Genomic DNA, 12,018 nt, shown 5'->3' with positions numbered 1-12,018 from the left:
GATATCGCGCGTACCTACCTGCACAGGAAAATTCTATGTCCGTGTTGAAGACACAAAGTAGACTGATGAGTGTGGTTCTGGGCCTGGCCATCAGCGGCAACGCGCTGGCCGCCACTGAAATTCCTTTCTGGCACTCAATGGAGGGCGAGTTAGGCAAAGAGGTCGACTCTCTGGCGCAACGTTTCAACCAGGCGCATCCCGACTATAAAATCGTGCCGACCTACAAAGGTAACTACGAACAGAGCCTCGCGGCAGGCATCGCAGCGGTGCGTACCGGCAAAGCGCCGGTCCTTTTGCAGGTGTATGAAGTCGGCACCGCCACCATGATGGCTTCGAAGGCGATCGTGCCGGTGCATCAGGTCTTCCAGGACGCGGGCATTCCCTTCGATGAAAAACAGTTCGTGCCGACCGTGGCGGGCTACTACAGCGACGCCAGCGGCCATCTGATTTCTCAGCCGTTCAACAGCTCCACGCCGGTGCTCTACTACAACAAAGACGCCTTTAAAAAAGCGGGCCTGAACCCCGACCAGCCGCCGAAAACCTGGCAGGAGCTGGCGAAGGACGCCGACGCGCTGCGTAAAGCGGGCCTGAGCTGCGGCTACGCCAGCGGCTGGCAGGGCTGGATCCAGATCGAAAACTTCAGCGCCTGGCACGCCTTGCCGGTCGCCAGCAAAAACAACGGCTTCGACGGCACCGACGCGGTGCTGGAGTTCAATAAGCCGGTGCAGGTGCGCCATATCCAGATGCTGGAGGAGATGAACAAGAAAGGCGACTTCACCTACTTCGGCCGTAAAGACGAATCCACCGCCAAGTTCTATAACGGCGACTGCGGTATCACCACCGCCTCTTCAGGTTCGCTGGCGGATATCAAACACTACGCCAAATTCAATTTCGGCGTCGGCATGATGCCCTATGACGAAGGCGTGCCGAACGCGCCGCAGAACGCCATTATCGGCGGCGCCAGCCTGTGGGTGATGAAAGGCAAAGACGCCAACACCTACAAGGGCGCCGCGGAGTTTATGCAGTTCCTCGCGCAGCCGGAAATCGCCGCCGAATGGCACCAGAAGACCGGCTACCTGCCGATCACCACCGCCGCTTACGAGCTGAGCAAGCAGCAGGGCTTCTACGACAAGAACCCTGGCGCGGATATCGCGACGCGTCAGATGCTGAACAAAGATCCGCTGCCGTTCACCAAAGGCATGCGTCTGGGCAATATGCCGCAGATCCGCACCATCGTCGACGAAGAGCTGGAAGGCGTCTGGACCGGCAAGCAGTCGCCGCAGGCCGCGCTGGATAGCGCGGTGAAACGCGGCAACGAACTGCTGCGCCGCTTTGAACAGCAGGTGAAATAACCTGTGACGTTAAAAGGGCCGGCGCGTGCCGGCCCTGTTCTCTTTCTCAGACAGAGTACGCTATGTCTTCATCTCGTCCGGTGTTTCGCACCAGTCTGTTGCCCTATCTGCTGGTGCTGCCGCAGCTGCTGATTACCGCTATCTTTTTCCTCTGGCCTGCGGGCGAAGCCCTGTGGTATTCGCTGCAAAACCTCGATCCGTTCGGCATCTCCAGCACCTTTGTCGGCCTGGACAATTTCAGGCGCCTGTTTCAGGACAGCTACTATCTCGAGGCTTTCTGGACCACCATCGTGTTCAGCACGCTGGTCACGGTGTGCGGCATGGTGCTGTCGCTGCTGCTGGCGGCGCTGGTGGATTACGTTATCCGGCTGCGCAAGCTCTATCAGACGCTGCTGCTGCTGCCCTACGCGGTGGCGCCGGTGGTCGCGGCGGTGATGTGGATGTTTCTGTTCAATCCCGGCCTTGGCCTGATTAGCCACTTTCTCAACCAGCTTGGCTATAGCTGGAACTATGCCCAGAACAGCGGCCAGGCGATGTTCCTGATTGTCGTCGCCTCAATCTGGCAGCAGATGAGCTACAACTTTCTCTTCTTTTTCGCCGCGCTGCAGTCGATCCCGAAATCGCTGGTGGAGGCGGCGGCGATTGACGGCGCCGGGCCGGTGCGCCGCTTCTTCAATCTGTCGCTGCCGCTGATTACGCCGGTGAGCTTCTTTCTGCTGGTGGTGAACCTGATCTACGCCTTCTTCGACACCTTCCCGGTAATCGACGCCGCGACCGGCGGCGGACCGGTGCAGGCTACCACCACGCTGATCTACAAAATCTATCGCGAAGGTTTTACCGGGCTGGATCTCTCTTCATCGGCGGCGCAGTCGGTGGTGCTGATGCTGCTGGTGATCGGCCTGACCGTTATACAGTTCCGCTTCGTTGAGCGTAAGGTGCAGTACCAATGATTGAAAACCGTCGCGGGCTGGATATCTTCAGCCACACGCTGCTGGTGCTGGGCGTGCTCACCATCCTTTTTCCGCTCTACGTCGCCTTCGTCGCCGCTACGCTGGATAACGAGGCGGTCTATCAGGTGCCGATGACCCTGATCCCCGGCACTCACCTGTGGGAGAACGTCTCGCGAATCTGGACCCAGGGGGTTAACGGCAGCGGCCCGGCGTTCAGCCTGATGCTGCTGAACAGCCTGATTATGGCGTTCGGCATTACCGTCGGCAAAATCACGGTGTCGATGCTCTCCGCCTTTGCGCTGGTCTGGTTTCGCTTTCCGCTGCGCACGCTCTTTTTCTGGCTGATCTTCATTACGCTGATGCTGCCGGTCGAGGTGCGTATTTTCCCTACCGTGCAGGTGATTGCCGATCTCCATATGCTCGACAGCTACAGCGGCCTGACGCTGCCGCTGATGGCATCGGCCACGGCGACCTTTCTGTTCCGCCAGTTCTTTATGTCGCTGCCGGACGAGCTGATCGAGGCGGCGCGCATCGACGGCGCCAGCGCGCTGCGCTTCTTCTGGGACATCGTGCTGCCGCTGTCGAAAACCAATCTCGCGGCGCTGTTCGTGATCACCTTTATCTACGGCTGGAATCAGTATCTCTGGCCGCTGCTGATCGTCAATGACGCCTCGCTCAGCACCGCGGTGGCGGGGATCAAAAGCATGATCTCCACCAGCGGATCGCCGACGCAGTGGAACGAAGTGATGGCGGCAATGTTATTAACCCTGATCCCACCGGTAGTGGTGGTGCTGGTCATGCAGCGCGCGTTCGTGCGTGGCCTGGTCGAGAGCGAGAAATAAGCATGGCAGGCGTAACCCTTCAGGCGGTAACCAAGTCCTACGACGGCAAGAATCAAATCATTCAGCCGCTGAACGTCACCGTCAACGACGGCGAATTTATGGTGATGGTCGGTCCCTCCGGCTGCGGCAAATCGACGCTGCTGCGCATGGTGGCCGGGCTGGAGCGCGTCACCTCCGGCGATATCTATATCGACGACAGACGCGTCACTCAGCTGGAGCCGAAAGATCGCGGCATCGCTATGGTGTTCCAGAACTACGCGCTCTACCCGCATATGACGGTCGAGGAGAATATGGCCTACGGGCTGAAGATCCGCGGCATGAGCAAAGAACATATCCGCCTGCGCGTGCTGGAGGCAGCACGCAGCCTGGAGCTGGATCAGCTGCTGAGCCGCCGTCCGCGCGAGCTTTCCGGCGGGCAGCGCCAGCGCGTGGCGATGGGCCGCGCTATCGTGCGCGAGCCCTCGGTGTTCCTGTTCGACGAGCCGCTCTCCAACCTGGACGCGCGGCTGCGCGTGCAGATGCGGCTGGAGCTGCAGCAGCTGCACCGTCGCCTGCAAACCACCAGCCTTTACGTGACGCACGATCAGGTCGAAGCGATGACGCTGGCGCAGCGCGTGATGGTATTGAACAAGGGCTTTGTCGAGCAGATCGGCACGCCGGTAGAGATTTACGAGCGTCCCGCCAGCCAGTTCGTCGCCTCCTTTATCGGCGCGCCGGCGATGAACCTGATTGACGGCCAGATCGGCAGCGACGGCACGCGCTTCAATATCGACAACTCATACTCTCTGCCGCTCGGCGACATCAAGGCGAAATGGGCGAATCGCGCCGTGACGCTCGGCATCCGTCCCGAACATGTGCGGATCAGCCCGCGCGATCGCGAGGGCATTCCGCTGCGCGTTGAGACGCTGGAGCTGCTCGGCGCAGACAACCTGGCGCACGGACGCATCGGCGAGACGCCGCTGGTGGTGCGTCTGCCGCACAGCGAACGCCCGCAGGCGGGCAGCACGCTGTGGCTGCATCTGCCGTCGGATGCGTTACACTATTTCGATTCAACTACCGGGAAGCGTCTGGAATGAGCACATACAGCTGGCCCTATCCTCATATCGTCGCCCATCGCGGCGGCGGCAAACTGGCCCCGGAAAATACCCTGGCGGCGATCGACGTCGGCGCGGAGTGGGGCCATACCATGATCGAGTTCGACGCGAAGCTGTCGCAGGATAAGCAGATTTTTCTGCTGCACGACGACACGCTGGATCGCACCAGCAACGGCTGGGGCGTAGCGGGGGAGCTGCCGTGGGATAAACTGGCGCAGCTCGACGCGGGCGGCTGGTTCGGCAAGGCGTTCGACGGCGAACCGCTGGCGCTGCTTCCCGACGTGGCGGCGCGCTGTCGCCGCTACGGCATGATGGCGAATATCGAAATTAAACCCACTACCGGTAGCGAGGCGGAAACCGGCCGCGCCATCGCCCATGCGGCGAAAACGCTGTGGCAGGGCATGACTGCGCCGCTGCTGTCGTCGTTCTCTTACGTGGCGCTGGAATCGGCGATGCAGGCAGAACCGGATTTGCCGCGCGGCCTGCTGCTTGATGAATGGGATGAGGCGTGGCAAAGCAAAACCGCCGCGCTGGCGTGCGTCTCGATTCACCTTAATCATAAACTGCTCGACGCCGGGCGCGTCGCGGCGTTGAAGGCCGCCGGCCTGCATATTCTGGTCTACACGGTGAACGACCCGGATCGAGCGCGTACCCTGCTGAAATGGGGCGTCGACGCCATCTGCACCGATCGCATCGACATCATCGGCCCCGACTTCCGTTAATTACGATTCTGCTGCTGTCCCGGCTGCGTGTTGATAACGCGCTGCTGGGCGCTGCTGCGCTGTTCCTGCAGTTTGCGCTGTATCTGCTGCGTCTGCTGCTGCTGATCCTGCTGCAGTTTGCCCTGCTGCTGCTGCTGCTGGATTTGCATCTGCGTCTGCATACGCTGCTGGCTTGGATTGTAGCCCGGCTGATTAGGTTGATTAGTGTTGTTCAGCATATTAGCCATGCCGCTAAGCGGCAGCAGCGCGGCAAAGGCGATTAACCATTTTTTCATGTGACTTCCTCCGTCAACGCGGCCTCACCGGCGTGTGATGCGCCGTGGCCGCAGCTATAAGTTTAGCAACCTCACAAACTTCTCCCCCAGGAACGCACCGAATTTGACTTAGATGTTATTTTTTTGCTGTATTTGTAAACACTTGCCTGCGTGATAACAAATGTAAACAACTGAAAAGGGTAGAGGGATGATGATGCGAGGAAATATACGCCAGCTTGGCTGGGCTGTGATGATGAGTTTAACGGTGGTCAGCGTCGCTGATGCCGCCGCGCCTGCCAGCGCGCCGCCCGTCTCTTATGGCGTCGAGGATGATACCTTTCATCCCGTCAGGGCGCAGAACGGCATGGTCGCCTCGGTGGATGCGCTGGCGACGCAGGTTGGCGTGGATATTCTGCGCCAGGGCGGCAACGCGGTGGACGCCGCCGTCGCCGTCGGCTTCGCGCTGGCGGTGACGCATCCGCAGGCGGGCAACCTGGGCGGCGGCGGCTTTATGCTGCTGCGTACCGCATCCGGCCGCGCTACCTCTATCGACTTCCGCGAAATGGCGCCGGGCCGCGCCTCGCGCGATATGTTCCTCGATAAGCAGGGCAACGCCGACAGCAAGCTGTCGCTGACCTCGCATCTCGCCTCCGGCACGCCCGGCAGCGTGGCGGGCTTTGCGCTGGCGGCGCAAAAATATGGCACGCTGCCGCTCAGCACGCTGCTGGCGCCGGCGATCAAACTGGCGCGCGAAGGCTATGTGGTCAACGACGCGCTGGCGGACGATCTGAAAACCTACGGCAAGGAGGTGCTGCTGGCGCATCCCAACAGCAAGGCGATCTTCTTTAAGCCTGACGGCACGCCGTGGCGGAAGGGCGATCGTCTGGTGCAGAAGAATCTCGCCCACAGCCTGCAGCTGATTGCGCAGCAGGGACCAGACGCCTTCTATAAAGGCGAAATCGCCGACGAGATTGCCAGCGAGATGGCGCAGCACGGCGGCCTGATTGGCAAAGCGGATCTGGCGGCCTACCGTGCCGTCGAGCGTAAGCCGATCAGCGGCACCTATCGCGGCTATGAGGTCTTCTCTATGCCGCCGCCCTCATCCGGCGGGATCCATATCGTGCAGATCCTCAATATTCTGGAAAACTTCGATCTGGCGAAAATGGGCTTCGGCAGCGCCGACGCGATGCAGGTGGTCGCTGAAGCGGAGAAATACGCCTATGCCGACCGCTCGGAGTATCTTGGCGATCCCGATTTTGTCAAAGTGCCGTGGCAGGCGCTCACCAGCAAAGCCTACGCGAAGTCGATCGCGCAGCAGATTGACGTGGCGAAAGCGCGTCCGTCGAGCGAGATTAAGCCTGGCAAGCTGGAACCCTATGAGAGCAACCAGACCACACACTTTTCAGTCGTAGATAAGCAGGGCACGGCAGTCGCGGTGACCTATACCCTGAATACCAATTTCGGCAGCGGCATCGTCGCGGGCAACAGCGGCATCCTGCTGAACAACGAAATGGACGACTTCTCCGCCAAGCCGGGCACGCCGAACGTCTACGGACTGGTTGGCGGCGAAGCGAATGCGGTACAGCCCGCCAAGCGTCCGCTCTCGTCGATGTCGCCGACCATTGTGGCGAAAGGGGGCAAAACCTGGCTGGTGACCGGCAGTCCGGGCGGCAGCCGCATTATCACCACCGTGCTGCAAATGGTGGTGAACAGCGTCGATTTCGGGATGAACGTTGCAGAGGCGACCAATGCGCCGCGCTTCCATCACCAGTGGCTGCCGGATCAGCTGCGCGTCGAGAAGGGGTTCAGCCCGGACACGCTGCGTTTGCTGGAGAATAAAGGGCAGCATGTGAAGGTGTTGCCGGCAATGGGCAGCACGCAGAGCATTATGATTGGGCCGGACGGCACGCTTTACGGCGCATCGGACCCGCGTACGCCAGGGGATTTAAGCGCGGGGTATTAAAATGTTGGCCTGCTGCGCAGGCGGGCCTTGGCGCAAGTTTCGTTCGCCTGACAGCGAGGGAGTTTCATTTCGCCCGCTGCAGGCGACCGAGCAGGGCCGGTAGGCGCCGGCCCTGCACCCGCGCCCCGGGCCAGCTCACCCGCCCGCTGCGCGGGTCCCTTCGCTCTCTCAGGATTTCTGACGGACCGCGCAGGACAGGCCGTCCTGGCCTGGCCCGCGCTTTCGGCGACGTCCTGTCGCCTCATCCTGAAATCCTTCCTCCGCTCAGCGGCTGCGATGGCCCCCACAACCCCCGCTGCAAATCCTGATTATTGAAGGCGCAGCCTCATCGCTGAAAGCATGAATCATGCGTTCAGACGACGCTGTCGTTAATAAAAAATAATGAAACTCACAGGCGGGGCAGTCAGAGGCATCCGACACGCTGAGGCGCGCACGGCGGCCAGGACGAGCCGACAGGACGTCGGCGAGAGCGCGGCATGAGACAGGATGTCGAATCCGCGCGGTCCGTGCGGCCGACGTAAGCAACGAAGGGACCGCGCGGAGCGCGGCGTGGAGGCTGCCGGAAGCCGGGATTGTTAAGGGGCTGGCGAGCCCCTTAACACGCACGCCAGCAGCGGAGCGGCTGAAACTCCCTGCCGCCTGGCGGGCGGAACCCGCTCAGAGTGTTTGCTCAGCCGATACTAAAAACCCTTTCAAACATCAAGGAAATCTTATTAATAATCAACAGAAAAGATCATAAAAGCCTTTACAGACGCGAATGATAATGATTATTATTGCGATGCGTTCTCGGGGCGTCCTCAGACAAACCGGAAAGCACGACATTGCTCACATTGCTTCCAGTATTACTTAGCCAGCTCGGGTGCTGGCTTTTTTTTTGCCCGCCGCATTATTCAACCCTGCTCATCATCCGCAAATCGCTTGTTCACCTTTTTTGAACAGAGGCGTGAAGTTTTTCAGCTATCAATAGGTTCGCCTCAGGTTCAGACTGTTTTAAAACATTGAGGAGAACTGAACATGATTTACTTACGCAAAGCAGAAGAACGCGGCCACGCGAATCACGGCTGGCTGGAAAGCTGGCACACCTTCTCTTTCGCCAGCTATCACGACGCGAATTTTATGGGCTTTTCAGCGCTGCGCGTCATTAACGAAGATATCGTCGCGGCCGGGCAGGGCTTCGGTACGCACCCGCACAAAGATATGGAGATCCTGACCTACGTGCTCTCCGGCACCGTCGAGCATCAGGACAGCATGGGCAATAAAGAGCAGATCCCGGCGGGCGAATTTCAGATCATGAGCGCGGGCACCGGCGTGCGTCACTCTGAGTACAACGCCAGCAGCAGCGATCCGCTGCACCTTTATCAGATCTGGATTATTCCAGAGCGTACCGGCATCGAACCGCGTTACGCCCAGCGCCGCTTCCCGGACGTAAAAGGACGTCAGTTTGTGCTGACGCCGGACGCCCGTGAGGGATCGCTCAAGGTCTATCAGGATATGACGCTGTCGCGCTGGGTCTTCAGCGCAGGCGAAAAAGATGAGGTCGCTATCGAAACCGGCCGCCGCGTCTGGGTGCAGGTGGTTAAAGGCGAGATCCGCGTCAACGGCGAAACCGCCCGCACCAGCGACGCGTTTGCCGTCTGGGATGAGGCGAGCGTAACCCTGGAAGCCAGCAGCGACGCCGAAGTGCTGCTGTTCGATCTGCCGCCGGTTTAAGCGGTGACGGGGCGCGCACAGTCGCGCCCGGTTTACAATTCTCCCGCTGAATAGTGATAGACTCATCGTAATTGTGACCCTGGGCGCATACGATGAAGAAAAAAAGACCGGTATTACAGGATGTTGCCGATCGTGTCGGCGTAACGAAAATGACCGTCAGCCGCTACCTGCGCAATCCTGAGCAGGTTTCCGCGCCGCTGCGCGACAAGATTGCCGTCGCGCTTGATGAGCTGGGCTACATCCCTAACCGCGCGCCGGATATGCTCTCCAACGCCACCAGCCGCGCCATCGGCGTGCTGCTGCCTTCGCTGACCAACCAGGTGTTTGCCGACGTGCTGCGCGGCATCGAAGCGGTAACCGACGAGGCGGGCTATCAGACGCTGGTCGCCCACTTCGGCTACAGCCCGCAAAAAGAGGAGCTGCAGCTGCGTTCGCTGCTGGGCTGGAATATCGACGGCGTCATTCTCACCGAGCGCACCCATACTCCCGCCACGCTGCGCATGCTGGAAGTGGCGGGCATTCCGGTGATTGAGATGATGGACAGCGTCTCGCCGTGCCTCGATATGGCGGTAGGCTTCGATAACGTCGAGGCGGCGCGCCAGATGACGCACGCTATCCTGCGCAAAGGGCATCGCCATACGGTTTACCTGGGGGCGCGTCTTGATGAGCGCACCCTGCAGAAGCAGCAGGGCTACGAGAAAGCGATGCGCGAAGCGGGGCTGGAGCCGCGCAGCGTAATGATGGAAGAGGCCTCTTCCTTCAGCGCGGGCGGTATGCTGCTGTGCGAGGCGCAGCGTCGCTATCCGCAAACTGACAGTCTGTTCTGCACCAACGACGACCTGGCGGTCGGCGCGATGTTTGAATGCCAGCGCCAGGGATTAAAAGTTCCGTCGCAAATGGCGATCGCCGGCTTTCACGGCCATGATATTAGTCAGGTTGTGACGCCGCAGCTGGCGACCGTCCTGACGCCGCGCGAACGCATGGGACGCGAAGCGGCCGCCATGCTGCTGGCGCGTATCAGCGGCGATGTCAGCGTCTCCGCGCCGCTGGATATCGGCTTCGACATCAGCGAAGGCGGCAGCATCTGAATCTGGCATTTTTATGAGTCAGTTCACACTTTCGTGCTTTTCCGGCTAAACAGGGTTGCCAGCCTGTAGTGGGCTTAACACAATGGCAACCAGCATTGTTATCGGTAACATTGGCGAATTTACCTGCCGGAGCAGAAAAATGACTACTCAATCTTCGTCGCATCACGTCTTTATTCTGATGGGCGTTTCAGGCAGCGGAAAGTCCGTTGTCGCTAACCAGGTTTCCCACCAGCTCAATACCGCGTTTCTTGACGGCGATTTTCTTCATCCGCGCGCCAATATTTTAAAAATGGCCGACGGCCATCCGCTGGACGACAACGATCGTCAGCCATGGCTACAGGCGCTCAACGACGCCGCGTTCGCCATGCAGCGTACCCAGGCAATCTCCATTATCGTCTGTTCCGCGCTGAAAAAGCGTTACCGCGACATTCTGCGTCAGGGCAACGACAACCTGCGCTTTATCTACCTCAAGGGCGATTTCGACACCATCGAATCTCGTCTGAAGGCGCGCAAAGGCCACTTCTTTAAACCGCAGATGCTGGTGACGCAGTTCGCCACGCTGGAAGAGCCGGGCGCAGACGAGCCGGACGTGCTGACGGTCGATATCAATCATTCAGTTGACGAAGTTGTTGCGGCTACGGTTGCGGCTATCGGGAAAGCCATCAACAAGGGTTAGTCATGAGTACCGCAACGCTGGTTTTAACCGCAGCAGGCTCTGTCCTGCTGCTGCTTTTTTTGGTGATGAAAGCGCGGATGCACGCCTTCGTCGCGCTGATGCTGGTGTCGATTGGCGCAGGCCTCTGCTCCGGCATGCCGCTGGACAAGATCGCCGATACCATGCAGAAAGGCATGGGCGGCACGCTGGGCTTCCTCGCTATCGTCGTCGCGCTGGGCGCGATGTTCGGCAAAATCCTGCATGAGACGGGCGCGGTCGATCAGATCGCCATCCGCATGCTGAAAACCTTCGGCGAAAGCCGCGCCCACTACGCCATGGGCATCGCCGGCCTGATCTGCGCGCTGCCGCTCTTCTTTGAGGTGGCGGTGGTGCTGTTGATCAGCATTGCCTTCGCCGTGGCGCGCCGCACCCACGATAACCTGGTGAAGCTGGTTATCCCGCTGTTCGCCGGCGTGGCGGCCTCGGCGGCCTTTCTGCTGCCAGGCCCGGCGCCGATGCTGCTCGCCTCGCAGATGCACGCCGACTTCGGATGGATGATCCTGCTCGGCCTGTGCGCCGCCATTCCCGGCATGCTGATCGCCGGTCCGCTGTTCGGTTCGCTGATTGCGCGTCACGTGACCTTTAGCGCGCCGCCGGAAGATCATCAGCCGGACGTCGACGCGGCGAAGCTGCCGTCGTTCGGCTTCAGCCTGGCGCTGATCCTGTTTCCGCTGATGCTGGTGGGGCTGAAAACCATCGGCGCGCGCTTTACCGAGCAGGGCTCCTCGCTGTATGAGTGGCTGGAGTTTATCGGCCATCCCTTTACGGCGATCCTCATCGCCTGCCTGGTGGCGATTTACGGCCTGGCCTACCGTCAGGGCATGGATAAAGAGAAGGTGATGCAGGTGTGCGGCAGCGCGCTGCAGCCTGCGGGCATAATCCTGCTGGTGATCGGCGCGGGCGGCGTGTTCAAGCAGGTACTGGTCGATTCTGGCGTCGGCCCGGTGCTGGGCCATGCGCTGACCGGCGCGGGGCTGCCCGTCGCGCTGGCCTGCTTTATCCTTTCCGGCGCGGTGCGCGTGATTCAGGGGTCGGCCACGGTCGCCTGCCTCACCACGGTCGGGCTGGTAATGCCGGTGATTGAACCGCTGCACTACAGCGGCGCGCAGCTGGCGGCGCTCTCTATCTGCATCGGCGGCGGCTCTATCATTATTAGCCACGTTAACGATGCGGGCTTCTGGCTGTTTGGCCGCTTTACCGGCGCCACCGAAGGGGAAACCCTGAAGACCTGGACGCTGATGGAGACCATCCTCGGCACAGTAGGCGCCATTGTCGGCATGATCGCCTTTCAGCTGCTGTCCTGACTAAAAGCCGTCACGCCTGCGTGA

General features: G+C 60.4%; 11 protein-coding genes. 10 read left to right on the top strand and 1 reads right to left on the bottom strand.

The annotated features are described in order from the left end of the window. The first annotated feature begins 35 nt into the window (after nucleotides 1–35). The 5 genes from ugpB (at nucleotide 36) to ugpQ (ending at nucleotide 4,960) form a co-directional block, all read left to right on the top strand. Nucleotides 36–1,352 carry a sn-glycerol-3-phosphate ABC transporter substrate-binding protein UgpB gene (gene ugpB, locus B3229_RS14140; protein WP_286871709.1) on the top strand — a complete coding sequence of 439 codons (1,317 nt, stop codon included), beginning with the start codon at nucleotides 36–38 and terminating at the stop codon, nucleotides 1,350–1,352. Between the two features lie 62 nt (nucleotides 1,353–1,414). Next, a complete protein-coding gene (gene ugpA, locus B3229_RS14135; RefSeq protein WP_033753203.1) occupies nucleotides 1,415–2,302 on the top strand; it encodes a sn-glycerol-3-phosphate ABC transporter permease UgpA in 888 nt (295 codons plus the stop codon). Continuing rightward, nucleotides 2,299–3,144: a sn-glycerol-3-phosphate ABC transporter permease UgpE gene (gene ugpE, locus B3229_RS14130; RefSeq protein WP_048784718.1), complete on the top strand. Its 846-nt coding sequence runs from the start codon at nucleotides 2,299–2,301 to the stop codon at nucleotides 3,142–3,144. The genes ugpA and ugpE overlap by 4 nt, the downstream gene beginning before the upstream one ends. A 2-nt stretch (nucleotides 3,145–3,146) precedes the next feature. Beyond that, on the top strand, nucleotides 3,147–4,220 hold the full coding sequence (locus B3229_RS14125; RefSeq protein ID WP_286871704.1) for a sn-glycerol-3-phosphate import ATP-binding protein UgpC: 1,074 nt from the start codon (nucleotides 3,147–3,149) through the stop codon (nucleotides 4,218–4,220). Then, a complete protein-coding gene (gene ugpQ / locus B3229_RS14120; protein WP_286871666.1) occupies nucleotides 4,217–4,960 on the top strand; it encodes a glycerophosphodiester phosphodiesterase in 744 nt (247 codons plus the stop codon). The genes B3229_RS14125 and ugpQ overlap by 4 nt, the downstream gene beginning before the upstream one ends. Here the strand turns inward: ugpQ and B3229_RS14115 are convergent. Next, nucleotides 4,957–5,235, bottom strand: a complete 279-nt coding sequence (locus tag B3229_RS14115; protein WP_048784714.1) for a DUF2756 domain-containing protein — start codon at nucleotides 5,233–5,235, stop codon at nucleotides 4,957–4,959. The genes ugpQ and B3229_RS14115 overlap by 4 nt on opposite strands. Nucleotides 5,236–5,422: 187 nt before the next feature. Between B3229_RS14115 and ggt the strand changes: the two genes are divergently transcribed. The 5 genes from ggt (at nucleotide 5,423) to gntU (ending at nucleotide 11,994) form a co-directional block, all read left to right on the top strand. After that, complete coding sequence (gene ggt, locus B3229_RS14110; RefSeq protein ID WP_286871663.1) at nucleotides 5,423–7,177, top strand: gamma-glutamyltransferase; 1,755 nt, start codon at nucleotides 5,423–5,425, stop codon at nucleotides 7,175–7,177. Between the two features lie 1,014 nt (nucleotides 7,178–8,191). Beyond that, on the top strand, nucleotides 8,192–8,887 hold the full coding sequence (locus tag B3229_RS14105; protein WP_286871661.1) for a pirin family protein: 696 nt from the start codon (nucleotides 8,192–8,194) through the stop codon (nucleotides 8,885–8,887). 92 nt (nucleotides 8,888–8,979) lie between these two features. After that, the gene (gntR, locus tag B3229_RS14100) at nucleotides 8,980–9,975 is read left to right on the top strand and encodes a gluconate operon transcriptional repressor GntR (protein WP_286871658.1); all 996 of its coding nucleotides are present in this window, start codon (nucleotides 8,980–8,982) and stop codon (nucleotides 9,973–9,975) included. A gap of 139 nt (nucleotides 9,976–10,114) precedes the next feature. Then, nucleotides 10,115–10,651, top strand: a complete 537-nt coding sequence (gene gntK, locus B3229_RS14095) for a gluconokinase (RefSeq protein ID WP_033753176.1) — start codon at nucleotides 10,115–10,117, stop codon at nucleotides 10,649–10,651. A gap of 2 nt (nucleotides 10,652–10,653) precedes the next feature. Beyond that, the gene (gene gntU, locus B3229_RS14090; protein WP_033792632.1) at nucleotides 10,654–11,994 is read left to right on the top strand and encodes a gluconate transporter; all 1,341 of its coding nucleotides are present in this window, start codon (nucleotides 10,654–10,656) and stop codon (nucleotides 11,992–11,994) included. The last annotated feature ends 24 nt before the right edge of the window (nucleotides 11,995–12,018 follow it).

This window comes from Pantoea sp. UBA5035, assembly GCF_002415245.1.
Classification (GTDB): Bacteria; Pseudomonadota; Gammaproteobacteria; order Enterobacterales; family Enterobacteriaceae; genus Pantoea; species Pantoea septica.
This window is presented reverse-complemented; position numbering and strand designations above follow the sequence as displayed.